This window comes from Achromobacter anxifer (assembly GCF_903652925.1).
GTDB lineage: Bacteria > Pseudomonadota > Gammaproteobacteria > Burkholderiales > Burkholderiaceae_B > Achromobacter > Achromobacter anxifer.
The window spans coordinates 36,006-57,639 of the sequence record NZ_CAHLAR010000018.1; the positions used below are offsets into that span (position 1 = coordinate 36,006).

At 67.0% G+C, this 21,634-nt stretch carries 24 protein-coding genes; 13 read left to right on the plus strand and 11 right to left on the minus strand.

Annotation, left to right across the window (positions count from 1 at the left end):
• Positions 1 to 103: 103 nt before the first annotated feature.
• The 3 genes from HWY37_RS32690 to HWY37_RS32700 all read left to right on the plus strand — a co-directional run bounded on the left by HWY37_RS32690 (position 104) and on the right by HWY37_RS32700 (position 2,333).
• Positions 104 to 898, plus strand: a complete 795-nt coding sequence (locus HWY37_RS32690) for an SDR family NAD(P)-dependent oxidoreductase (protein WP_175206749.1) — start codon at positions 104 to 106, stop codon at positions 896 to 898.
• A gap of 23 nt (positions 899 to 921) precedes the next feature.
• Positions 922 to 1,935, plus strand: coding sequence for a zinc-binding alcohol dehydrogenase family protein (locus HWY37_RS32695; RefSeq protein ID WP_175206750.1), 1,014 nt, complete (start codon positions 922 to 924; stop codon positions 1,933 to 1,935).
• A gap of 152 nt (positions 1,936 to 2,087) precedes the next feature.
• Complete coding sequence (locus HWY37_RS32700) at positions 2,088 to 2,333, plus strand: hypothetical protein (RefSeq protein WP_425485064.1); 246 nt, start codon at positions 2,088 to 2,090, stop codon at positions 2,331 to 2,333.
• Between the two features lie 63 nt (positions 2,334 to 2,396).
• On the opposite strand, the gene HWY37_RS32705 is transcribed toward HWY37_RS32700, so the two are convergent.
• Both HWY37_RS32705 and HWY37_RS32710 read right to left on the minus strand, forming a co-directional pair.
• Positions 2,397 to 2,753 (minus strand): hypothetical protein, encoded by a 357-nt coding sequence (locus HWY37_RS32705; RefSeq protein ID WP_175206751.1) that lies wholly within the window; start codon positions 2,751 to 2,753, stop codon positions 2,397 to 2,399.
• 75 nt (positions 2,754 to 2,828) lie between these two features.
• Entirely contained in the window at positions 2,829 to 3,737 is a 909-nt protein-coding gene (locus HWY37_RS32710) for an aldose epimerase family protein (protein WP_176090733.1), read from the minus strand.
• A gap of 150 nt (positions 3,738 to 3,887) precedes the next feature.
• On the opposite strand from HWY37_RS32710, the gene mutS reads away from it, so the two are divergent.
• The 3 genes from mutS (at position 3,888) to HWY37_RS32725 (ending at position 8,192) form a co-directional block, all read left to right on the plus strand.
• Complete coding sequence (gene mutS / locus HWY37_RS32715) at positions 3,888 to 6,557, plus strand: DNA mismatch repair protein MutS (RefSeq protein ID WP_246302467.1); 2,670 nt, start codon at positions 3,888 to 3,890, stop codon at positions 6,555 to 6,557.
• Positions 6,554 to 7,747 (plus strand): ribosomal protein uL16 3-hydroxylase, encoded by a 1,194-nt coding sequence (locus HWY37_RS32720; RefSeq protein WP_175206753.1) that lies wholly within the window; start codon positions 6,554 to 6,556, stop codon positions 7,745 to 7,747. The genes mutS and HWY37_RS32720 overlap by 4 nt, the downstream gene beginning before the upstream one ends.
• 217 nt (positions 7,748 to 7,964) lie before the next feature.
• Entirely contained in the window at positions 7,965 to 8,192 is a 228-nt protein-coding gene (locus tag HWY37_RS32725) for an endopeptidase (protein WP_175206754.1), read from the plus strand.
• Positions 8,193 to 8,396: 204 nt separating this feature from the next.
• Here HWY37_RS32725 and bamC read toward each other — a convergent pair whose 3' ends face one another.
• The 4 genes from bamC to HWY37_RS32745 form a co-directional block, all read right to left on the minus strand.
• The gene (gene bamC, locus HWY37_RS32730; protein WP_175206755.1) at positions 8,397 to 9,521 is read right to left on the minus strand and encodes an outer membrane protein assembly factor BamC; all 1,125 of its coding nucleotides are present in this window, start codon (positions 9,519 to 9,521) and stop codon (positions 8,397 to 8,399) included.
• 17 nt (positions 9,522 to 9,538) lie between these two features.
• A complete protein-coding gene (gene dapA / locus HWY37_RS32735) occupies positions 9,539 to 10,444 on the minus strand; it encodes a 4-hydroxy-tetrahydrodipicolinate synthase (RefSeq protein ID WP_175206756.1) in 906 nt (301 codons plus the stop codon).
• Positions 10,445 to 10,531: 87 nt separating this feature from the next.
• Positions 10,532 to 11,179 (minus strand): site-2 protease family protein, encoded by a 648-nt coding sequence (locus HWY37_RS32740; RefSeq protein WP_176090734.1) that lies wholly within the window; start codon positions 11,177 to 11,179, stop codon positions 10,532 to 10,534.
• Between the two features lie 69 nt (positions 11,180 to 11,248).
• The gene (locus HWY37_RS32745) at positions 11,249 to 11,875 is read right to left on the minus strand and encodes an L-threonylcarbamoyladenylate synthase (RefSeq protein ID WP_175206758.1); all 627 of its coding nucleotides are present in this window, start codon (positions 11,873 to 11,875) and stop codon (positions 11,249 to 11,251) included.
• 86 nt (positions 11,876 to 11,961) lie between these two features.
• Between HWY37_RS32745 and ypfJ the strand changes: the two genes are divergently transcribed.
• The 3 genes from ypfJ (at position 11,962) to HWY37_RS32760 (ending at position 14,297) form a co-directional block, all read left to right on the plus strand.
• Complete coding sequence (gene ypfJ / locus HWY37_RS32750; protein WP_175206759.1) at positions 11,962 to 12,816, plus strand: KPN_02809 family neutral zinc metallopeptidase; 855 nt, start codon at positions 11,962 to 11,964, stop codon at positions 12,814 to 12,816.
• Between the two features lie 183 nt (positions 12,817 to 12,999).
• Positions 13,000 to 13,536: a hypothetical protein gene (locus HWY37_RS32755; RefSeq protein WP_175206760.1), complete on the plus strand. Its 537-nt coding sequence runs from the start codon at positions 13,000 to 13,002 to the stop codon at positions 13,534 to 13,536.
• The gene (locus HWY37_RS32760; protein ID WP_042794521.1) at positions 13,533 to 14,297 is read left to right on the plus strand and encodes a DUF1828 domain-containing protein; all 765 of its coding nucleotides are present in this window, start codon (positions 13,533 to 13,535) and stop codon (positions 14,295 to 14,297) included. The genes HWY37_RS32755 and HWY37_RS32760 overlap by 4 nt, the downstream gene beginning before the upstream one ends.
• A gap of 6 nt (positions 14,298 to 14,303) precedes the next feature.
• On the opposite strand, the gene HWY37_RS32765 is transcribed toward HWY37_RS32760, so the two are convergent.
• Together HWY37_RS32765 and HWY37_RS32770 are read right to left on the minus strand one after the other, a co-directional pair.
• Complete coding sequence (locus HWY37_RS32765) at positions 14,304 to 14,576, minus strand: hypothetical protein (RefSeq protein WP_175206761.1); 273 nt, start codon at positions 14,574 to 14,576, stop codon at positions 14,304 to 14,306.
• 378 nt (positions 14,577 to 14,954) lie between these two features.
• The gene (locus HWY37_RS32770; protein WP_175206762.1) at positions 14,955 to 15,692 is read right to left on the minus strand and encodes an ArsR/SmtB family transcription factor; all 738 of its coding nucleotides are present in this window, start codon (positions 15,690 to 15,692) and stop codon (positions 14,955 to 14,957) included.
• A gap of 85 nt (positions 15,693 to 15,777) precedes the next feature.
• Between HWY37_RS32770 and HWY37_RS32775 the strand changes: the two genes are divergently transcribed.
• The gene (locus HWY37_RS32775; RefSeq protein ID WP_175206763.1) at positions 15,778 to 17,040 is read left to right on the plus strand and encodes an MFS transporter; all 1,263 of its coding nucleotides are present in this window, start codon (positions 15,778 to 15,780) and stop codon (positions 17,038 to 17,040) included.
• Here HWY37_RS32775 and HWY37_RS32780 read toward each other — a convergent pair.
• From HWY37_RS32780 to HWY37_RS32790, 3 genes are all read right to left on the minus strand, one after another.
• A complete protein-coding gene (locus tag HWY37_RS32780) occupies positions 17,000 to 17,632 on the minus strand; it encodes an FMN-binding negative transcriptional regulator (protein WP_175206764.1) in 633 nt (210 codons plus the stop codon). The genes HWY37_RS32775 and HWY37_RS32780 overlap by 41 nt on opposite strands.
• Positions 17,633 to 17,727: 95 nt before the next feature.
• Entirely contained in the window at positions 17,728 to 18,216 is a 489-nt protein-coding gene (locus HWY37_RS32785; RefSeq protein ID WP_175206765.1) for a GNAT family N-acetyltransferase, read from the minus strand.
• Between the two features lie 52 nt (positions 18,217 to 18,268).
• Positions 18,269 to 18,463 (minus strand): hypothetical protein, encoded by a 195-nt coding sequence (locus tag HWY37_RS32790; RefSeq protein ID WP_175206766.1) that lies wholly within the window; start codon positions 18,461 to 18,463, stop codon positions 18,269 to 18,271.
• A 271-nt stretch (positions 18,464 to 18,734) separates the two neighbouring features.
• Between HWY37_RS32790 and HWY37_RS32795 the strand changes: the two genes are divergently transcribed.
• The 3 genes from HWY37_RS32795 (at position 18,735) to HWY37_RS32805 (ending at position 21,540) form a co-directional block, all read left to right on the plus strand.
• Entirely contained in the window at positions 18,735 to 19,427 is a 693-nt protein-coding gene (locus HWY37_RS32795; RefSeq protein WP_176090735.1) for a DUF3313 domain-containing protein, read from the plus strand.
• A gap of 203 nt (positions 19,428 to 19,630) precedes the next feature.
• On the plus strand, positions 19,631 to 19,798 hold the full coding sequence (locus HWY37_RS32800; RefSeq protein WP_175206768.1) for a hypothetical protein: 168 nt from the start codon (positions 19,631 to 19,633) through the stop codon (positions 19,796 to 19,798).
• Between the two features lie 107 nt (positions 19,799 to 19,905).
• Positions 19,906 to 21,540 (plus strand): WD40 repeat domain-containing protein, encoded by a 1,635-nt coding sequence (locus tag HWY37_RS32805; protein ID WP_246302468.1) that lies wholly within the window; start codon positions 19,906 to 19,908, stop codon positions 21,538 to 21,540.
• The last annotated feature ends 94 nt before the right edge of the window (positions 21,541 to 21,634 follow it).

Sequence of the window (21,634 nt, forward strand, 5' to 3'; positions counted from 1 at the left end):
TCATTTTCAAAAAATTATTGAAACTGACTGCGATGCTAGCCGCTTTTTCATTGGTCCGGACTGGGTAATGATGACCCATCCCCGACACGCAAGGAGTCACCACATGAAAATCGAACTAAACGGCAAGAAGGCCCTGGTCACCGGGTCGTCCGGCGGCATCGGCCTGGCCATCGCCGCGGGCCTGGCCGAGGCCGGCGCCGAGGTCGTGCTGCACGGCCGCAACGGCGCCAAGCTGGCGCAGGCCGCCGCCACCCTCTCCAGCCAATATCCCGCAGCGCGGATAAGCACCATCGAAGCCGACCTGGCCACCGCCGACGGAGCGGCCTCGATCTCGGCCGCCCATCCCGACGTGGACATCCTGATCAACAACGCCGGCTACTTCGCGCCCAAGTCCTTCACCGAAATCACCGACGACGACTGGCAATACATGCTGGACACCAACGTCATGAGCGGCGTGCGCCTGTCGCGCTACTACCTGCCACGCATGCTGGCGGCGGGCTGGGGCCGCATCGTGTTCATCTCCAGCGAATCGGCCGTGCAGATCCCCGCCGAAATGATCCACTACGGCGTCAGCAAGACCGCCTTGCTGGGCGTGTCGCGCGGGCTGGCCGAACTGACCGCCGGCACCGGCGTCACCGTCAACGCCGTGCTGCCCGGCCCCACGCGCTCGGAAGGCGTGTCGGACTTCTTCGCCGAAATGGCCAGGGAGCAAGGCGTGACCCAGGACGAGATGGAGCGCGACTTCATTGCCCAGCACCGCCCCACTTCGCTGCTGCGGCGCCTGGCCACCGTCGAGGAAGTCGCCAACATGGTCGTCTACACCTGCTCGGCCCAGGCCTCCGCCACCAACGGCGCCGCCTTGCGCGTGGATGGCGGCGTCGTCCGTTCCATCATCTGATCCCTGCCTCACTGTCCAAAGCCATGAAAGCCATCGCCTTTTTCGAGAACCTGCCCGCCGACAATCCCAAGGCGCTGCAGGACATCACCGTCGCCGACCCCGTGCCCGGCGACCACGACCTGCTGGTCGAAGTCCGCGCCATCTCGGTGAACCCGGTGGACGTGAAGATCCGAACCAACCGCAAGCCCAAGGACGGCCAAGCCGAGATCATCGGCTGGGACGCCGCCGGCATCGTGCGCGCCGTGGGCGCCAAGACCAGCCTGTTCAAGCCGGGTGACCGTGTCTGGTACGCGGGCGCGCTGAACCGGCCCGGCGCCAACAGCGAGCTGCACGTCGTCGACGAACGTATCGTCGGCCGCATGCCCGCCAGCCTGGACTTTGCCCAGGCCGCCGCGCTGCCGCTGACCACCATCACCGCCTGGGAGCTGCTGTTCGACCGGCTGCGCGTGCTGGACAACGCCGCGCCCAGCCAGGGCAGCCTGCTGGTCATCGGCGCCGCGGGCGGCGTGGGGTCCATCCTGGTGCAGCTGGCGCGCCAGCTGACCGGCCTGACCGTGATCGGCACCGCCTCGCGCCCCGAAACGCAAGCCTGGGTACGCGAGCTGGGCGCGCATCACGTCATCGATCACAGCCAGCCGCTGACCACGGAACTCAAGCGCATCGGCTTCGGCCAGGTCAGCCATATCGCCGGACTGACCCGCACCGACCAGCACTTCGCGCAAATGGCCGAAGCGATCGCGCCGCAAGGCAAGATCGCCCTGATCGACGACCCCGCCGCCATCGACGTGCGCCTGCTCAAGTCCAAGTCGGCATCGCTGCACTGGGAGTTCATGTTCGCCCGTTCGCTGCACGGCACGCCCGACCTGATCGCGCAACACGAGCTGCTGAACCAGGCCGCCCGCCTGATCGACGAAGGCACGCTGCGCACCACGCTGGGCGGGCACTACGGCAAGATCAATGCCGAAAATCTGCGCCGCGCGCACGCCTTCATCGAAAGCGGCAAGGCGCAGGGAAAGATCGTGCTGGAAGGCTTCTAGGAAAGCCGCCGGATGCCTCGCCGCGATTGCCGGCGGGGCATCTCGCAATTGGGGGCAGAAAGCAGTACAAACACGACTGCGCGCAATCGCATGCGCAACCCCACCGGGAGTCTCTTCTGCTCGACCACATTCTCAATCAGGCGCTTGAACCCGTGCTTTGGGGGATGGTGGCCTTTACCCTGCTGATGCTGAGGCTGGCCCCCCTGCAAGGATGGAAGGCCGTCATCGTCGCCGGCATCACGGCCGGCCTGGTCTTCGACACCGTGCAGTTCCGCGTGGGGCCGCCGCGCCTGTGGGACTCGCTGGTGCTGGGTTCCGTGCTGGCGGCCGTGCTCGCGGCCGCCGTGCTGGAACTGCTGATCCATCTGTTGCAGCGCGCTCGCGCTGAACGCGCCTGAAACTCCTGGCCGGCATCCGACCCCGGCCGGATGCGCCTGCCACGCGCTGTTCAGCGCCCCGCTCTAGGCGCGCCCTTCCCGCTTGGCACGCGCATGAGGATCGTTGATCTCGGCCTCAAGCTCGGCGATGAGCCACTCCAACCAGCCGTTTTCGCTACGGGCATAAACCACCGCCGCCGGCGTCTTGCCGTTGCGCCAACCCGGCTGGTGCGCGTCCAGCCAGGCGCCCAGGCTCTTGTGCGGCGCCAGCAGGCCCGACAGCCACGACCAGACGTAGTCGGGCACGTTGCGGCGGAATCCTTGCGCGCAGGCATAGATGGTGGGCTCAAGCGGCAGGTTGCCGGCCCGCGCCAGCCTTGCCTGCACCCGGCGCAGCGTCTCGGCCGCGGCCTGCAGTTGTTCGGTGCTGAGTTTTTTCACTTGAGGACTCCTGGTCTTGGTTTGCCCGGATTATCACCCCAGGCGGCAGCGCTTTCCAAGCGCCGCACAGGCCTTTCAGGAACGCGCCGCCCGCGGCGGCTGCAAGCCCATCAATGCCGTCGCGCTGAAACGCGCGCCGGGCTCCAGCACCTGCATGCCGGTGCGCGCCTCGCCGCCCGCGGCCAGGTTGAACGCGTCCGCCACATTGGTGACCGGCTCCACGCACAGGAACTCCGAGCCGCCCGCCGTGTAGACCACCAGGTGCGCAAAGGCCGGATCCGCGTGCAGCGTCAGCTGATGGCCGTCGGGCCAATGCAGGACGGCGCGCCCTTCCCACTGCGACAGATAGGTGTCGCAACCGCCAGCCGAGCGGCGCAGCTCCCGCACATGGACGGACTTGCTGCCCGTCGGCAATCCGTCCGCATCCGCCAGCCACTCGCGGCGGGCGTTCAGCGTGACGCGCTCGGCCGTGAAGTAGGGATGCAGCCCCAGGCCGAAGGGCATGGGCGTGTCGCCGAGATTGACAATGGCAAACCCCACGCTCAGGCCGCGCCCGTCCAGCCGGTAGCGTTGCACGCATTCGAAGGGCCAGGGCCAGCCGAGCACGCCGGCGGGCTGCTCCAACACCAGGTCGACGCTGTCCGCGCTCACGTCGCGCACGGTCCACGCTTGATGCAGGCCGGCGCCATGGATCGCATGAGGCCGGCCGGGCACGGACTGCAAGGCATGCCGCGCGCCGTTGAAGGTAAACACGCCATCGCGGACGCGGTTGGAATAAGGCGCCAGCGGATAGGAGCCCGCCCTTGGCCAGCGCCCTGCGGGCCACTGCGTTTCGGTCAACGGCACGATCCAGTCGTGCCCGTCCGTCGACAGCCGCGTCAGACGCCCGCCGCCGCCCGGCGCGAACTCGGCCTGGTGCGGACCGCTGGTGATGGTGATGCGCTCGCTGGCGTCCAGCGTGGCGGGGACGGGGAGATGCTGCATTGATGGTTCGCTCCGGCGGCGGGAACAAGGGCCGCGCGCTGCGATTGTGCCGTTGGCGGGCGGGCCGGGGCAAGCGGGCCTGACGGGCTCGGACAAAACAAGCATCCGTCCCTCCCCGCAGCGGTTCTCGCGCCCGATACAATCACGGGCATGAATTCCGCAACGCAAAACACCGCCGCCGAGGCCCACGCGGGCCACACTCCCATGATGCAGCAATACCTCCGCCTGAAGGCGGAGGCTGGTCCCTTGCTGCTGTTCTATCGCATGGGGGATTTCTATGAAATGTTCTACGAGGACGCCGAACGCGGCGCGCGTCTGCTCAATCTGACGCTGACCAAGCGCGGCTCGTCCAACGGCACGCCGATCCCGATGGCGGGGCTGCCGGTGCACGCCATGGAGCAGTACCTGGCGCGGCTGGTGGCCATGGGCGAGTCCATCGCCATCTGCGAACAGATCGGCGATCCGGCGACGTCCAAGGGACCCGTCGAGCGCCGCATCGTGCGCATCGTTACGCCCGGCACGCTGACCGACGACGCGCTGCTGCCGGCCAAGGCGGACCGCGCGCTGGCCGCCGTATTCGTGGGCGGCACCGCGCGCGCGCCGCGCGCCGGGCTGGCCTGGCTGAACCTGGCCAGCGGCGAGTTCCGCGTGACCGAATGCGCGCCCGGCCAGCTCGAATCCGAATTGCACCGCATCGCGCCGGCGGAGATCGTCTGCGCCGACAGCGCCGAATTCGACTTCCCGTTCGAAGGCGCCCGCGCGCGCGTGCCCGACTGGCACTTCGAGGCCGACAGCGCGCGCGCCCACCTGCTGGCGCATTTCAAGACCGATACGCTGGCGGGCTTCGACATCGAGGACATGCCGGCCGGCGTCTGCGCGGCGGGCGCCCTGCTGCGCTACGCGGCGCGCACCCAGTCGCAGGCCCTGGCCCACGTGCAGAGCCTGTCGGCGGAACGCCCGGGCCAATACGTGCTGCTGGACCCGGTCACGCGCCGCAACCTGGAACTGACGCAGACGTTGTCGGGCGAGGATTCGCCGACGCTGTTCTCGCTGCTGGACGGCTGCCGCACGCCCATGGGCAGCCGGCTGCTGCGCCGCTGGCTGCACCACCCGCTGCGCGAAAACGAACAGGCGCTGGCGCGCCAGCAAGCCATCTCGGCGCTGCTGGCGGGCCGCATGGACATGGAACAGTCCTTTGGCGCGGCCAGCTTCAGCGCGGCCAGCCTGCTGGAGTCCCTGCGCGGCGCGCTGAACGCCTTCCCGGACATCGAGCGCATCGCTGCCCGCCTGGCGCTGCGCTCGGTGCGTCCGCGCGAACTGGCCAGCCTGCGCGATGCGCTGCAAGCCCTGCCCGCGCTGCGCGACCAAGTCGAACCCATGGCGGACTCGCCGCGGCTGGGCGAACTGGTCTCGCACCTGTCGGTGGATCCGGCGCTGGCCGCGCTGCTGGTGCGCGCCATTGCCCCGGAACCCGCGGTCGCGATCCGCGACGGCGGCGTGCTGGCGGCGGGCTTTGACGCCGAGCTGGACGAATTGCGCGGCCTGGCGGCCGACGGCGGCGATTTCCTGGTGCAGCTGGAAGCCCGCGAGCGCGAGCGCACCGGCATCAGCAACCTGCGCGTGGAGTTCAACCGCGTGCATGGCTTCTACATCGAAGTCACCAAGGGCCAGACCGCCAAGGTGCCGGAAGACTACCGCCGCCGCCAGACGCTGAAGAACGCCGAACGCTACATCACGCCCGAACTCAAGACCTGGGAAGACAAGGTGCTGTCGGCCCAGGACCGTTCGCTGGCCCGCGAAAAATGGCTGTTCGAGCAATTGCTCGACGTGCTGGCCGAACACGTGCGCCCGCTGTCGGACTGCGCCGCCGCGCTGGCCGAACTGGACACGCTGGCCGCCCTGGCCGAACACGCGCGCCGCCAGGACTGGGTCGCGCCCGAATTGTCCGAGCAGGCGGACATCGACATCGAGGCCGGCCGCCACCCCGTGGTGGAAAACGCCATCGAACGCTTCACGCCCAACGGCTGCCGGCTGGAACCGGCGCGCCGCATGCTGCTGATCACCGGTCCGAACATGGGCGGTAAATCGACCTATATGCGGCAGGTGGCGCTGATCGTGCTGCTGGCGCGCATCGGCAGCTTCGTACCCGCGTCGCGCGCCCGCATCGGCAAGATCGACCGCATCTTCACCCGCATCGGCGCCGCCGACGACCTGGCGGGCGGGCGTTCGACCTTCATGATGGAAATGACCGAGGCGGCCGCCATCCTGTCCGCCAGCACGCCCAACAGCCTGGTGCTGATGGACGAGATCGGCCGCGGCACGTCCACCTACGACGGCTTGGCGCTGGCCTGGGCCATCGCTTGCCGCCTGCTGGCGCACAACCGCGCGCTGACGCTGTTCGCCACCCACTACTTCGAGCTGACCCGCCTGCCGGCGGAACAGCCGGCGTCGGCCAACGTGCACCTGGCCGCCGCGGAATCAGCCGGCGGCATCGTGTTCCTGCACGAAGTGCGCGAAGGCCCTGCCAGCCGCAGCTATGGTATCCAGGTGGCGCAGCGCGCGGGCGTGCCCGCCGCCGTGATCCGCCAGGCCTCGCGCGAACTGGAGCGCCTGGAAGCGCAGGGCGCGCCCACGCCGCAGCTGGGCCTGTTCTCCGCCGCGGCGGACGCCGACGCCCAGGCCTATGCCGAAGCCGACCGCTCCGACGCCCTGGAAGCGCTGGACTCCCTGCGCGAGGAACTCGCCGCCATCGACCCCGACAGCCTGACCCCGCGCGAAGCGCTGGACGCCCTCTATCGCCTGAAGAAGCACCTCCAATGAATCTCGACCAAGCCTTGCCGCTGCTGGGCAACCAGAGCCCCAACGACTTCATGCGCCGCTACTGGCAGCGCAAGCCCCTGCTGATCCGCCAGGCCATCCCCGGCTTCAAGCCGCCCGTCACGATCGCCGCCGTCAAGAAGCTGGCGCGCCGCGACGACGTGGAGTCGCGCCTGATCTGGCGCGAAAACGGCGAATGGCAGATGGAGAACGGCCCCTTCGCGCGCCTGCCCAAGGACGACGAGGGCGACTGGACCCTGCTGGTGCAGAGCGTGGACCTGCACAGCGATGCCGCGTCCGAACTGATGCAGCTGTTCCGCTTCATCCCCGACGCGCGCCTGGACGACGTGATGATCAGCATCGCCAGCCATGGCGGCGGCGTGGGTCCGCACTTCGACAGCTACGACGTATTCCTGCTGCAGGCAGCCGGCGAACGCGAATGGCGCTACGGCCGCCAGAAGGACCTGTCGCTGGAACCGGGCCTGCCGCTGAAGATCCTGAGCCGCTTCGAGCCCGAAGAGAAGGCGGTGCTGGCCCCTGGCGACATGCTGTACCTGCCGCCCCAGGCGGCGCATGACGGCGTCGCCGTGGGCGACGGCTGCATGACCATCTCCATCGGTTTCCGCGCCCCCACGCAGGCGACGCTGGCGCGCGGCCTGCTGGAAGCTGCTGCCGACCAGGTCATGGCCCGCGTCGGCCTGCTGGGCGGCCCCTACGGCGAACCCGCCCTGCCCGGCCCCAAGCTGTCCGCCGTCTATCGCGACCCCGGCCAGCCCGCCGTCGGCACGCCCGCGGCCCTGCCCGACGCGCTGGTGGCCGCCACGCTGGAAACAGTGGAAAAACTGCGCTTCGATGATGCCCTGGCCTCGCGCTTCCTGGGCTGCTGGCTGACCGAGCCCAGCAACCTCAGCGTGTTCGACGCGCCCGAGGGCATGGAAGTGGATCTGGAAGAAGACTGGCCCGCCACGGGCCGGCTGGTGCTGGACCGTCGCAGCCGCATGCTCTACCGGGGCAAGCAGCTGTTCATCAACGGCGAAACCGCCATGACGCCCGCCGACGCCGCGCTGCGCACCCTGGCCGATGCGCGCAGCCTGGAATGCTCGGACCCGTCCTGCGCCCGCCTGTCCGACGAGGCGCGCTCGTGCCTCGCTGATTGGCTGGACGCCGGCTGGATCCGCTACGAGGCCGCGTAGCATCCGGACACCATCGCGTATCAGTCCTGCACAGAAAGAAATCAGGTCTGATACGCGGGACACATCAGGAAAGAGATAACACGAAGCTGAAAGGTTTGTTGCCGTTGGGATGCGACCTTTTTAACTTTCATACTGGATCGGCCCGCATGTTCCTGTAGCCTGACTTCTGGTTTCCCCTAATGGGGTTTCAAGAGTCGTCATCTACAGGAGTCCAAAAATGATGAGCAAAACCTTGATTATTGCTTCGGTGCTGGCCGTCGCGCTGAGCGCCTGCAACAAGAAGGAAGATGCCTCGGCGCCCGCGACCAACCCCGCTCCGGGCGCCAGCACGCCCGCCCCGTCCTCGACGCCCCCTGCCACGGAACCGGCTCCGGCGCCCACGCCCAACACCACGCCTGGCGGCGGCTCGACCACCCCGGGCGGCGCGACCACCCCCGCGTCCTAATAAAGACTCAGAGACGAACCCCCGCTCTGAGGGCGCAAGAAAAAGCCCCGGCTGTTGCAGCCGGGGCTTTTTTGCGTCCGTGACGCCGGAACCGGCATGCCCGGCCGGCCGCTGCGGACTTCCGTTGTCCAGGCAAAAAAAGAGGCCCCATCGGGGCCTCTTGCTTGAGCAAGTCCGCGCCGTGTGGCAACGGACCCGCTGGTCTTACATCTTGTCCTTCAGCACGCTCAGCAGGCGCTGGGCGGTTGCGCTGTTGTCGCGCGCGCCATTGGCGTCCAGCACCGTCACCAGGGTCTGGTCGCCGCTGGCGGCCAGGTGGATGCGGTACTGCGGCGCCTCGGCCTTCTTGTCGCCCGAGAACATGCGGCTGAAGAAGCCCGGCTGCTCGATCTTCTCGCCCGTGTCGGTATCGACGTAGCGAACGAAGTAATCGCCAGCGGAACGGTCGCGGTCGTCCACGGCGAAGCCGCCGCCGTCCAGCGCCACGCCGACACGGCGCCAGGCGCGGTCGTACGATTCGGCGACGACCAGCGACGCGCCTTGGGCGCGGACGTCCTGCTGCACGGCAGGCTTCTGCGGCGCGGCCTCGGCCTGCTGCACCAGCTTGCGGGCGTTGTCGACGTCGGAGCCCAGGTAGACCATCATGCGCGCCAGCATGGCGGCGTTCAGGCCCGGATCTTCCTTGCCGTTCTGCCACTGCACCTGCATGCCGTCGCCGCCCACGCGCTTTTCAAGCATCTGGCGATGGCTGACGTAGACCTCGGTATGGCCGTTCACGCGCTCGACGCGGGTGCGGAATTTCTCGCGCTCGCCGCTGTCCCAGGCCGATTCCAGCACCGCGCCCAGCGCCTGGCGCAGCCAGCTTTCCGGGATCTTGGCGCGGTTTTCCGCCCAGTCGGTCTCGATCAGGCCGGCGCCAGGATTGTTGCTGGCGACGGTAAAGCCGTTTTCGGTCCAGAAGTCGACCAGACGCGGGAACACGTCTTCGGGCGGACGGTCCACGACCAGCCAGCGCAGGTCGCCGTCACGCTCGACGCGCATGTCCTGGCGGCCCGGCAGCACGTTACTGGTCTTGGGCTGGCTGGCTTGCGCCTGGCCTTGCTGCTGGAACTGCGAATAGGTGGTCGAACCCGACGCAGGCGCGCGATAACGCGGATCGGCGTTGGCCTGGGTCAGATCGGGGGGGATGCTGAGCGGTTCTCCGCGCTGGGTAACGGCGCTCTTGTAGTTGACGGACTCTTCATTGCCCAGGAATTGATTGACCTCGCTGCAACCGGCCAACAACACCAGAGACATCAATGCCGACAAACCGGCATGACGTTTGTTCATACGTATCCTCACGATATTTAGAGCAGGCCCGTTTCCTGGAGCGCGGCGCGCACGGTGGCGTGGTGCTGCGTTCCCAGTTCAACCAGCGGCAACCGGTAACCCAGTGCGCTGCGGCCCATTTCGGCCAACGCCCATTTGACGGGAATGGGGTTGGCTTCAACGAACAAAGCCTTGTTCAGACGCGCCAGGTACGCATTAAGTTCACGCACCTTCGGCACATTGCCGGCCAGGGCGGCGGCACAGAGCTCACGCATGAGCTTCGGCGCCACGTTGGCCGTGACGGAGATATTACCGCGCGCGCCCAGCAGGATCAGGGCGGCCGCGGTGGGATCGTCGCCGCTGAAGACCTGGAAGCTGGCAGGCGCCTCGCGCAGCAACAGGCCGCCGCGCGCGATATCGCCCGTGGCGTCCTTGATGCCGATGATGCCCGGCACCTGCGCCAGGCGCAGGATCGTTTCGTTGCTCATGTCGGCAACGGTACGGCCCGGCACGTTGTACAGGATGGTGGGCAGATCGACGGCTTCCGCCACCGTACGGAAGTGGCGGTACAGGCCTTCTTGCGAAGGCTTGTTGTAGTAGGGCACGACCGACAGGCCGGCCTGCGCGCCCACGGCCTTGGCGTGGCGGGTCAGGTGGATGGCTTCGTCGGTGGAATTGGCGCCCACGCCGGCGATGACCGGAATGCGGCCCGCGGCATGCTCGACGGCAACGCGGATCAGTTCCGCATGTTCTTCCATGGAGACCGTGGGCGACTCCCCGGTGGTGCCCACCACCACGAGCGCGTCGGTTCCTTCCTGGATGTGCCAGTCGATCAGCGACCGGTAGGCAGCGTAGTCGAGGCTGCCGTCAGGCTGCATAGGGGTGACCAGGGCCACCATGCTGCCTTGGAAATTAACGCCTGCGGCGGTTGCAGGGGATGCCATAAATGTAGGGCTCCAAAACCCCGCGGCGGGATGCCCCAGGGCCAGAATCAATGAAACCGCTGAGTTTAACGGATATTGGCTGAAATCCTACAGAAACCACTGGACGATCGTCGTCCCCAGGGCGAGCACGGGGCGCATCAAAAGCCAGAGCACGTCCGTCACCAGCAGAATGACGACGATCACCAGGCCATAGGGCTCGATTTTCGAGTATTGCCAGGCCAGGCGGTTGGGCAGCAGGCTGAACAGGATGCGTCCCCCGTCCAGCGGCAGGATGGGCAGCAGGTTCAGGGCCATCAGCACCAGGTTGACGTTCACGCCGGCCACGGCCATTTCGAACCAGAAGGATTCCTGCAGGCCGGATTCCAGAAACAGGCGCAAGGAAAACGCCCACAGGATCGCCATCAGCAGGTTGGCGGCGGGCCCGGCCAACGCCACCCAGAGCATGTCCTGCTTGGGGCGGCGCAAACGGCCGAAATCCACCGGCACCGGCTTGGCCCAGCCGAACAGCATGCCCGGGCTGCCCAGCAGCTTGGACGCCAGCAGAATGGCCACCGGCACCAGCAGCGTGCCGACCGGATCGATGTGGCGCGCCGGATTCAGGCTGATGCGGCCGGCCTGATAGGCCGTCGGGTCTCCGAATAGGCGCGCGATATAACCGTGCGCGGCTTCGTGCAAGGTGATGGCAAAGATGACCGGAATCGCGTAGACCGCAATGGTTTGGATGATGTCATTCATGGCGAACCGGATTGTAGATGAGCCGCGCGCCGGCGCAGGCCGGCGTGCAGACCGACGCGGCGCACGCGTTCAGGCGAGGCCCAGGGTGGCAGGATCGCCGCGTCCCACGCGCACCACCACCGGCTCTTCGCCGGTGAGGTCGATCACAGTGGTGGGCGATTGCGGGCAGGCACCCGCGTCGATGATGGCCGCCAGGGAATGGTCGTAGCGCTCGCGGATATCTTCCGCATCGTTCAACGCTTCGGACTCGTCCTTGGGGATGAGCGTGGTGGACAGCAAGGGCGCCCCCACCTGCTCCAGCAGGCCCAGCATGACGGGATGATCCGGCACGCGGATGCCGATGGTCTTGCGCGACGGATGCGAAACGCGGCGCGGCACTTCCTTGGTGGCTTCGAGGATGAAGGTCCAGGGGCCGGGCGTCGCGGCCTTCAGCAGACGGTACTGGCGGTTGTCGACGCGCGCGAAGTGGCCGATCTCGGCCAGGTCGCGGCACAGCAACGTGAGATGATGGCGTTCATCCAGGCCCCGCAGCCGGCGCAGTCCGTCGGCGGCGTTCTTGTCATCCAGCCGCGCAACCACGGCGTAGCTCGAATCGGTAGGCACCGCGACGAGCCCGCCATCGGCCAGCCATTGAGCCGCCTGCTTCAGCAGGCGCGGTTGCGGATTCGCGGGATGGATATCGAAATACAGGGCCATGGGTTTATCCTAACACTCTTGAAGGTCGCTCAGTGCAGAGCGGCGATGCAAAATGGCGGGAGCGCCGCCCCGCCCGGAGAAACAGTATGCGCCTTGATGACTCGCGCGAAAGCGACAATGTGGAAGACCGCCGCGCGGGCGGCCCACGTATCGGCGGCCGCGGCACCATCGGCATCGGCACGATCGTGCTGGCCCTGGTTGCCATGTACTTCGGCGTGGACCCCAGCGTGGTCCTGCAGATGGCCGAAGGCCCGCCCGTGCAGCAACAACAGGCGCCCGCCACGCGTCCGCCGGCCAACGACAAGCAGGCAGTGTTCGTCTCGAAGGTGTTGGGCGAGACCGAGGACACCTGGAGCGCCATATTCCAGAAGGACCTGAATCGCCAGTACGTCCCGCCCAAGCTGGTGCTGTTCCGCGGCGCCACGCCCACGGCCTGCGGCACCGGCCAGTCCGCCATGGGCCCGTTCTACTGTCCCGGCGACAGCAAGGTGTACATCGACCTCGCCTTCTTCGACGAACTGCAGAACCGCTTCAAGGCGCCGGGCGATTTTGCCCAGGCCTACGTGATCGCCCACGAAGTCGGCCACCATGTCCAGCACCTGCTGGGCATCTCGGACCAGGTGGACAACCTGCGCCGCCGCAATCCGTCGCAAGCAAACGCGCTGTCGGTGCGCATGGAGTTGCAGGCCGATTGCTTCGCGGGCCTGTGGGCGCAACGCGCCAACGCCGCGCGCAACATCCTTGAAAGCGGCGACGTGGAAGAAGCGCTGGCAGCCGCCACCGCGATCGGCGACGACCGCTTGCAGAAGCAGGGTCAGGGTTACGTGGTGCCGGACACCTTCACGCACGGCTCGTCGGAGCAGCGCGTGCGCTGGTTCAAGCGCGGCCTGGAAAGCGGCAGCCTCAAGCAGTGCGACACCTTCGCGGCCAGCTCGCTGTAGCCGCGCCATGCCCTGCCGCCGCGCCGCCCCTTATGCTGTATGGATGTACAGCATAAGGGGCGGCGCAGTCTTCATCTTGTAAGATTACGCCCCCTCGCAGTGTTGCGCGCGCTCCCGCCGCCGCGCAGCGCATGCCAGGCGCGCTGTCCGGCGCGCGCATTCCCAAGACCCTAGATCAGTTCCATGGCCAACAAGTTCGAACCGTTAATCACAGTTGATGAGGTGCAAGAGATTCTTGCCGAACCCAAGGAAACCGTAAAACCGATCGCCTGGGTGCCGAAACCCGCTGCCAGCAACCTCCAGTGGATGGAATTCGCCTGCGCCTGCAAGGTCAAGGGTGAAGTACGCGAAGACGTGATCTTCCGCGCGATCTATCGCGGCGCCCGCACCGCCGTGCATGGCCAGGCCACCATCTTCCTGGCCGAGGCGTTCTGCGCCAGCCTCTTCGTGGGCCCGCACCGCGTGCTCGGCGTGGACACCGACGACTCCTTCCACACCAGCCTGGTGGGCGAAGGCCGGCCGCAGTACCGCAAGCCGCTTGCGGACCGCAGCCATGAACACATCTGGGTGGACGAAGGCGAAGGCTATGCCGAGCCCATCGTGCCCGCCCTGCAGAATATCGGCGCGCTGATGCAGTATTTCCTGCCGCGGGCGAACCTGACTTTGACCGGCGGTTTCGCGCATCCGCTCAAAGGCCGCCAAATCGAACTGATCCTATGAGCAATTTCCTGGAAGCCTCCGGCTGGACCGTCCTGCCGGCGGGCGAGCACGCCATCCGCGCCATATCGCCCATGACCTTGGGCCTGGACGGACAGCACGCGGCCTTCTTCATCGCGCATCCCGACGAGTCCACGTTCTACCTGACCGACGCCTGTGAGACCGCGATGCACGCGTCCAGCTACGGCATCGACCTGGCGGCCAAGCGCATCGACATCCTGAACGAAACGCCGGGCGTCAGCCTGGCCCACTTCGACCGCGACGGCGCCATCGTGGCGTCGGGCCCCAACGAGCAGTTGCAGGAAGCCCTGTGGGACGCGGTCAAGCTGGCGATGGCGCTGTCGTTCCAGTGCGCCAAGTGGATGCCCAAGTTCAGCCAGCTGCGCTTCCGCGCGCAGGTCGGCCGTGCGCTGACGGCAGGGGTGGGCGTGAACCGCATGGTCAAGGGCGCCCGCGCCAAGGGCAGCAGCGGCCACACGGCGGACTTCGCCTTCGCGGTGCGCGCGGCCGGCAGCACGGCGCTGACATACATCGAGCCGATAGCGCTGAAGGCCGGCAAGAAAATGGACTGGACGCAGGTCTACCAGACCCACGGCAAGATGTCGGACGTGAAGATGGCTGACGCGCGCAACTCGCGCATGGTCATCCTGGAGGATGGCGCCTCGGCCGAGGAGTTCAAGAAGGCCGTGACCATCCTGGAACAGTCCGCGACCGTGCAGACGCTGGCCAAGACCCGGGATTGGCGGGAAGTCTTCTCCAGCTAGGAAGCGTCAGGTTGGCAGGTTGGTCAGGCCGTCGACGATCTCGCGGCCATGCAGGATCGCTGCATGCACCGCTTCGCGCGGACTGTAGACAAAGCCGCCTTCGGCAAAGCGCGGAACCGGATATTCGTCGCCGCCTTCAAGAACGGCGCCTGCCTGGACCACCATCACCGACGCTATGAATACGGGGCCGCTGGGTTGCGCCTGAACCTCGGCGCCTGCGCCCCGGGACACTTTGGCCGTCAGCCGGTATCCCTTGTAGATCAAGTTGTTCTGATGCACTTCGGATGCCCTCTTTCTGCAACCCAGCATACCCCGGCTGTCCATGACAGTTCGGATATGTTTTGTAACGCAGGCAGAAAATAGAAACATTGTTGCATCGCGGGAATAGTGTCCCCGTTTACTCGACGCGCGGCGCGCAACCGGCCCAAGCGCCGCATGGTCAAGCCAGATGCGGCTTGCGACGCATTGCGCAGCGCCTTGACCATGCGTCCCCGCGCCCTGTCACGGGGATTACCCTAGACCTGTTGCATATGCACACCTTGTTGCACGTCCATGCCGGTCGCGCGACGCGAAAAGCCACAACCGCAGCCGAGAATGGCCGAGTCTGGTCTGCCGCTTCAAATAGCTGCCGGGTTGCGCGAAGCGCGAAAGGTGCGCTTATGCAGCGACATTGCGGTCGCGTTGCGCCAGGCCCGCCGCAGGCAGGTCGTCGGCCTTGCCGAAGAAGGCGGGGAACTGCCGTTCGCCCTTTTTCGTCACGCTCAGCGCGCGCGAATCCAGGCCCTTGCTGACCCAGCCGCGCTGCGCCAGCGCATCCAACAAGGCCGCGCCCAATGCGCCGCCCAGATGCGAGCGGCGCTCGCTCCAGTCCAGGCAGGCACAAGCGAAGCGCCGCCGGCGCTGCCGCGCCCGCGCGACGTCCACGCCGATCTGCGCCAGCGCGGCCTCGCCCAGCGGCGTCAGGATATAGTCGCGGCCTTCCACCGCCAGCCACTGGCGCGCCAGCATGGCGTCATGGATGCGCACGGCCAGGGTGCCGGCCATGTGGTCATAGCAGGTGCGGGCCTCGCGCAACGCGGAAGGCGTGTTGGGCTTGAACGGCACGCGTTCGGCGCCGGCGACCACCAGCAGCGCCTCCAGCGCGTGTCCCACCTCGCTGTTGGCCAGACGGTAGTAGCGATGCTTGCCCTGCACGGCCATTTCAACCAGGCCCTGCTCGCGCAGGCGCTGGAAATGGCTGCTGGCCGTCGACGCCCCGATATCGGCGGCGGCGGCCAACTCGGTCGCCGTGCGGGCGCGGCCGTCCAGCAGCACGCACAACATGCGCGCGCGCGCCGGGTCCGCGATGGCGCCCGCCACCGCGGAAAGACTGATGTCGGCAAACTCTGATTCCATGATTCGACGCAGACCAAAGTGTTGTGTGCAGACTCCAGCATACTGCGGCTCAGGCAAACAAGACAGCCGGCGCCGCCGGACACCCATGACCGCAACCCGCAAATTCTTCGGCTGGAAAGTCCTTTACGCCACCTTCGTGCTGGCGGTCTTCGGCTGGGGCGTCGGCTTCTACGGACCGCCGGTCTTCCTGCACGCGGTGGCGCAACGCACCGGCTGGGGCGTGGCGCTCGTATCCGGCGCGGTCACCCTGCACTTTCTGTGCGGCACCTTCGTCGTCGCCAACCTGCCGCGCCTGTACCGGCGCTTCAGCGTGCCGGCCGTGACATCCGCCGGCGCCGCGCTGCTTGCGCTGGGCGTGGGCGGCTGGGCCACGGCCGCGCAGCCCTGGCAGCTTTACGCGGCCGCGCTGTTCTCAGGCATGGGCTGGGTGACGCTGGGGGCCGCGGCCGTCAACGCCTTGATCTCGCCGTGGTTCGTCCGCCGCCGGCCCGCAGCGCTGGGCATGGCCTACAACGGCGCCAGCGTCGGCGGCATCGTGTTTTCGCCCTTGTGGGTCTACCTGATCGGCCAGGCAGGCTTTGCGCAGGCCGCCTTGTGGGTAGGCCTGGCGATGGTGGCGGTGATCGCAGCGCTCTCGCGCAAGGTGTTCGCGATCACGCCGCAACAGCTGGGCCAGGAACCGGATGGCGCACCCGCGCCGGCGCAGGCAAGTGCGGCTGCGGCCAGCGCCGCGCCGCCATTGGCGAATCCATGGCGCAACCGGGCCTTCCTCACGCTGGCCGCGGGCATGGCGCTGGGCCTGTTCGCGCAGATCGGCCTGATCGCGCATCTGCTGTCCCTGCTGGCGCCGCTGCTGGGCGCTCAGACCGCCGGTCTGGCCATGGGACTGGCGACGGCCGCGGCCATCGCCGGACGCACCCTGGTGGGCTGGCTGATGCCAGCCGGAACCGACCGGCGCATGGTCGCCTGCCTGGCCTACGCCATCCAGATCGCCGGTTCGCTGGTCCTGATGCTGGCCGCCGAACATGCGTGGGCCATCTGGCTGGGCGTTCTGTTGTTCGGCTCGGGCATAGGCAACGCCACTTCCCTTCCGCCGCTGATCGCGCAGACGGAGTTCGCGCGCGAGGACGCGCAACGCGTCGTGCCGTTGATCGTCGCGCTATCGCAAGGCGCCTATGCCTTCGCGCCCGCCTGCTTCGGGATGCTGCGGGCGTGGTCGGAACAGGCCGGGCAACCGCTGTTCTGGTTTCTGGCTGCGGCCGCCAGCCTGCAAGCGGCCGCCATCGCGAGCCTTGCGCTGGGGCGCGCTACTCCAGCCCGCCGCGGCGAGCAACCAGCCCGGCCATGACGGCATCGCCGTTCTCGGTGGCCAGGCCCTCGGCGACGCCGCGGCGGTCGGCCACCGTGCGGTTCTGGCTGACTTTCCACTTGCCTTCGATGCGCGAAATGGCGATCTCGACCCCGACGATGACGCGCATCTGCGCCGCGATGAAATCCTCCGGCGCGTCCTCCACGCGCCAGGGCAGCGCACGCGCCTTTTCCTGACTATGGGTCAACGCGTCCAGCTGGGCGCGCAGCCAGGCCGGATCGTCCTGGATCACAGGCGTGCCCCAAACGTGCACCGCGACGAAGTTCCAGGTCGGCACCACCTTGTGGGTTTCCGCCTTGCTCGGATACCACGAGGGGGTGACGTAGGCCTGCGGCCCATGGAAGACGCTCAGGCATTCGCGGCCCGAAGCCAGTTCGGCCAGCTGCGGATTGGCGCGCGCCATATGCAGCCGCAGCACGCCATGGGGCCCGTCGGGATACAGCAGACAGGGAATGTGATTCGCCATCAGCCCGCCCTCCCCGCTGGTCATGAGCACGCCCAGCGGATGGGCGCGGATGAAATCATGCTGGACTTCGAGCGAGTCTTCGCGAAAGGCTGACGGCAGGTACATGGCGGGATCGGTTGTGACGGGGAAAAGCACAACATACCGCCATCGTGGCCCTATTTCCAGGACCAGTCAGTATTCTTTTCATGGAGCCAGAATGATCAGGTCCGGAACTGCTTTTCCATCAGGATGGTGGTGAAACCGCTATCCCATTCCTCGTCCGGATAGGTATCGATTTCGGCGTAGCCGTGCTTGCCGTAGAACTGGCGGCTGCGCTGGTTGAAGGAATCCGTCTCCAGCCGCGCGCGGCCGAATCCGGCGCCGCGGATGGCCGCTTCCGCGCAGGCCAGCAAGGCGCCGCCGACGCCCAGGCCCTGCCGGGCGGGATGCACGTGCAAAGCCCAGATGAAGTCGTTTTCCCAGTCCGCCATGCCTGCCAGCACGCCATCGACTTCGCAGACCAGAAAGAGCTGGCCTCTGGTACGCACGTACTGGGTCGTCTTGCCGCTGGCGCGGAATTGCCGGTCCCGTTCCGCCGTCATCTCGGGCATCCACGTGCCCTCATAGGTACGCATGAGCACGTCTTCCAGCAAGGGAGCGTCCTCGGGCCTGGCTGGCCTGATAAGGAATTTCTGTTGTAGGTCCGTCATGCGCGGCAGTGTAGCAATGCCCGCCAAGACGGCGCGAGAGAGGCGCGCGCGGCTATCGTCGCACGCGCTCGTACGCCTGGTTCATGCGGTCCCGCGCCTCCGATTCGTTGGCGTAGGCGCGGTCGTAGGTGTCCAGGCAATCCCGCGTGGGATTCGGCCACTTGATCGCTGCGATCGCGGCGGTGAGTTCGTCGCGGGCTCGCTGCCAATCCTTGACGGCGGCATACCACTGCTTGGCGGTGTCCATAGTTGTCTCCCTATGTTCACGCATCCATCGTAGTCCCGCGGCGGCATTGCGCGATGGCTATTTTGGCTGACCCGGGATGAACCTCCCGTCCATCCTCGAAAGGACAGCGCCGTTTCACACAAATGGAAATCTGCTTTCCAGCGAAACCAAATTTCCATCCAGCGAAAGGCGAGAAAACCGGAGCGAAATAGAGCAATAATTGAGCAGGCCTCGGCGCGCTTACGGCCCTCCGACCGCCGCGTCGGGCGCCACATTTTTGGAAGAGAAGAACATGAAGATCCACCTCGCCCTGGCCGCCTGTGCCGTGATCGGCCTTGCCGGCTGCACCAATCTGCCCAAACCGCAGAACTACTCCACCTCGCTCGGCGAAAACCAAAGCCGGCTCAAGCAGGATCCCGACTGGAGCGCCGGCATGGTCTGGGTGCGCCCCGGTCCGCCGGTCGGCAGCCAGTATCCGAAGAAACTCATCCTGGAACCGGTTCAGTACATCCAGGGCGACCGCCCCGACGAACTGGACATGCGGGACGACACCGTCATGCGCGAACGCGCGCTGGCCTACATGAACGAAGCGATCCGGCGGGAGTTCGCCCAGGCCGGCTACCAGCTGCTGACCAAGCCCGAGCCGCACTCGCTGCGCCTGAGCGCGGCGATCACGGGCACCTTCCGCAATGACCGCGATCCGCGCGTCTCCGAGTACATCCCCATCGGCTACGTGATCGGCCAGACCGTCAAGGCGGCCGGCTACCGCGACCAATCGGCGCGCCTGCTGCTCGAAGCCACCTTGCGCGACGCCAATACCAACGAGCTGCTCATCAGCTCGCTGGGCAGCGTCACGGGCGGCAATCTGCCGGCCGACCGCAAGCCCAACGCGGACGACGTGCGCAGCGCCATCGACGACTGGGCACGCCATGCGCGCGAACAGTTCGACCGCATCTGGCAGGAAGACCGACCGGAAGCGGGTTGAACCGCTGTCAACGCGGGAAAGCATCTTCTTTCAGCGTTGACAGCTTCCACTTCCTTCGCGGGCGGAACATTACGGGCCGAGGCGGGTCGAATCCATCGCGTTTTTCTCCCAAAATTCACGATGTGATGAATATTGACGTCAACCCTCACTTACCCATCGCCACGGCTAATGCTACTGTTCCGCCTGTGCAAGGAGTACATGCAATGGATCAGAAAACCAAGCCCTGGGCTTTTCCCAAACCCCACCCGGAAAATACCCCGCGTGGCGAACGCAACAAACAGGAGTTCGACGCTCCTGCCCAAGACAGCAAATCCGCGCCCAAGCCGCGCGGCAAGAAGGAGATCCCGGCCGCCAGCCGGGCTCGCCCATGAGCCAGGCAGGGCGGCGGAATCCCATCCCGCAATAAGCCCTGCCCGACCGCCCATGGCCCGGCGCCAGCAAGCATGACCCACGGCGCATCGCGCAACGACAGATGGCCATGATCGCCGACCCGCCGCTGCGAGGCAGCGGCAAGATAACCGGAGTGTTCTTCAACCCAACGGACGAAATCGCGGCCGTGGCGTCCGCATTTCCGCTGCTGGCGAATCCGCGGGCCCGCGCGGCCTATGGCGGCCAGGTCCTGCGACACCGCGTCGCGCTTTACCGCCGCGGCAATCCCGTTCCGTTCGCGGCCTTCGACGGCCTGCGCCATCCCGTCAACGACGTTGCCTTCCATCCCGCGCACAGCGTGGTCGCAATCAGCTCCGGCAGCTATGACGGCGGCTATATGTTCGAAGGCGACCTGCAGGTCTGGGACTGGCTCAGCGGCCAGTCCCGGCGCCCGTTCCAAGACATCCCCGAAGTCGTGCGCTGCGCCTGGAATGCTGCCGGCGACCGGATCGAAGCATGGGTCCGGCCCTGGGACGAGGAATGGGCAGGATTGCCCGAGGACAGGCCCGAGGCCGCATTCGACACGCTGTTCATCGTGCGCGCGCCCTACGGCGCAAACATCTGGTCCGACGAACCGCGCAAGCTGGAACTGTCGTCCCTGGACATCGCGCCTGAGGGCAACCCGTCCGCCCCCGCGGCCGAACCCCTGCTCGCGCAATGGCTGGGCCTGCCCCGACTGGCGCGCCGTGGCGCGATCCATGACCTGGCCTGGCTAGATGAGCGGCGCATCGCCGTGGTTCATGACGGCTGCCTGCTGGAAATCCACGACACCGGCGGAGGTCCTGTCACGGCTTATGCCGGCACGGGGCACGGGTCCGAGATCATCCGCTCGGCAGGCGTGCACGTGCATGTGGTGGAGTCATCGAACCAGCCCGGCATGCTGGGCCGGCAGGACTCCCGGCTTTACGCCTTGTCTGACGGCGGCTTGAACCTGGTCCGCGAATACCAGGGCGAGTACACGTTCTCGGCCTCGTCGCAGGGCCAGTTGCTGGCCCGCAGGAACCGCGTCCCGGCAACCCGCAACGCACGCGATGTGCTGCGCGACCTGGACTCGCGCGAGGAACGCCGCGTGGACCTGGGCCACTACGATTGCTTCAATCACTACCTCCGCATCGACGGCGCGCACTCGCTGTTCTGCGTGCAAGGAACGCCGGCCAGTTCCCACGAAGCGAAGCGCCTGTGCAGGGTGTCCGCCGATGGTGAGGTCCAGCCCTTGTGGCCGGTGCTGAAGGCCAACGGCAAGCCCGACAGCCACGCGATGGAGCTTTGCGGCTGCCACGTCGACGACCGCCTGGGCGAGGGCCTGGTCATCAGCGGACGGCACTATTCGCCCGCCGTGCGCGTCGCCTGCGCCGGCTTCATCTACCGCAAGCCGCTGGACCGGGACCGGGAAATCTGGCGGCATCCGACCACGGCTTCGGCCAGCGCCGTGATCTTCATCCCCGCATGCGGACTCGTCGCCGCCAGTTTCCTGGACGGCGGCCTGTTGCTGCTGGATGCCGCCTCGGGCGACATCCGGCTGCGCGCCAACATGCAGCTGGACGGCTTGCCGGCCCTGGTGCATGCCATGGACGCGCAAGGCGACAAGCTGGCCATGGGCACGGCCGACGGCAGGATCGCCGTGAACGCCGTCGGCGAACTGCTGGCGCGCGGTACCACGATGGGATGGGTCGAGATCGGATGAGGCGTGCCGCCCCGGGATTCGCCCTAAGCGTAATCCCCTAGGCCGGCCGCGCAAGACAGCCGCTATCCTCGCGGACGTGTCTATGCGCGACTCC

What these genes read in the sequence shown, in the direction of transcription:
- HWY37_RS32745 (WP_175206758.1), bottom strand. Translation starts at nt 11,875, where the DNA reads ATGGCCCTGTATTTCGATATCCATCCCGCGAATCCGCAACCGCGCCTG.
- bamC (WP_175206755.1), bottom strand. Translation starts at nt 9,521, where the DNA reads ATGAACAAACGTCATGCCGGTTTGTCGGCATTGATGTCTCTGGTGTTG.
- mutS (WP_246302467.1), top strand. Translation starts at nt 3,888, where the DNA reads ATGAATTCCGCAACGCAAAACACCGCCGCCGAGGCCCACGCGGGCCAC.
- HWY37_RS32690 (WP_175206749.1), top strand. Translation starts at nt 104, where the DNA reads ATGAAAATCGAACTAAACGGCAAGAAGGCCCTGGTCACCGGGTCGTCC.
- HWY37_RS32720 (WP_175206753.1), top strand. Translation starts at nt 6,554, where the DNA reads ATGAATCTCGACCAAGCCTTGCCGCTGCTGGGCAACCAGAGCCCCAAC.
- HWY37_RS32775 (WP_175206763.1), top strand. Translation starts at nt 15,778, where the DNA reads ATGACCGCAACCCGCAAATTCTTCGGCTGGAAAGTCCTTTACGCCACC.
- HWY37_RS32740 (WP_176090734.1), bottom strand. Translation starts at nt 11,179, where the DNA reads ATGAATGACATCATCCAAACCATTGCGGTCTACGCGATTCCGGTCATC.
- HWY37_RS32780 (WP_175206764.1), bottom strand. Translation starts at nt 17,632, where the DNA reads ATGTACCTGCCGTCAGCCTTTCGCGAAGACTCGCTCGAAGTCCAGCAT.
- HWY37_RS32790 (WP_175206766.1), bottom strand. Translation starts at nt 18,463, where the DNA reads ATGGACACCGCCAAGCAGTGGTATGCCGCCGTCAAGGATTGGCAGCGA.
- HWY37_RS32725 (WP_175206754.1), top strand. Translation starts at nt 7,965, where the DNA reads ATGATGAGCAAAACCTTGATTATTGCTTCGGTGCTGGCCGTCGCGCTG.
- HWY37_RS32785 (WP_175206765.1), bottom strand. Translation starts at nt 18,216, where the DNA reads ATGACGGACCTACAACAGAAATTCCTTATCAGGCCAGCCAGGCCCGAG.
- dapA (WP_175206756.1), bottom strand. Translation starts at nt 10,444, where the DNA reads ATGGCATCCCCTGCAACCGCCGCAGGCGTTAATTTCCAAGGCAGCATG.
- HWY37_RS32800 (WP_175206768.1), top strand. Translation starts at nt 19,631, where the DNA reads ATGGATCAGAAAACCAAGCCCTGGGCTTTTCCCAAACCCCACCCGGAA.
- HWY37_RS32695 (WP_175206750.1), top strand. Translation starts at nt 922, where the DNA reads ATGAAAGCCATCGCCTTTTTCGAGAACCTGCCCGCCGACAATCCCAAG.
- HWY37_RS32770 (WP_175206762.1), bottom strand. Translation starts at nt 15,692, where the DNA reads ATGGAATCAGAGTTTGCCGACATCAGTCTTTCCGCGGTGGCGGGCGCC.
- HWY37_RS32760 (WP_042794521.1), top strand. Translation starts at nt 13,533, where the DNA reads ATGAGCAATTTCCTGGAAGCCTCCGGCTGGACCGTCCTGCCGGCGGGC.
- HWY37_RS32805 (WP_246302468.1), top strand. Translation starts at nt 19,906, where the DNA reads ATGATCGCCGACCCGCCGCTGCGAGGCAGCGGCAAGATAACCGGAGTG.
- ypfJ (WP_175206759.1), top strand. Translation starts at nt 11,962, where the DNA reads ATGCGCCTTGATGACTCGCGCGAAAGCGACAATGTGGAAGACCGCCGC.
- HWY37_RS32795 (WP_176090735.1), top strand. Translation starts at nt 18,735, where the DNA reads ATGAAGATCCACCTCGCCCTGGCCGCCTGTGCCGTGATCGGCCTTGCC.
- HWY37_RS32755 (WP_175206760.1), top strand. Translation starts at nt 13,000, where the DNA reads ATGGCCAACAAGTTCGAACCGTTAATCACAGTTGATGAGGTGCAAGAG.
- HWY37_RS32710 (WP_176090733.1), bottom strand. Translation starts at nt 3,737, where the DNA reads ATGCAGCATCTCCCCGTCCCCGCCACGCTGGACGCCAGCGAGCGCATC.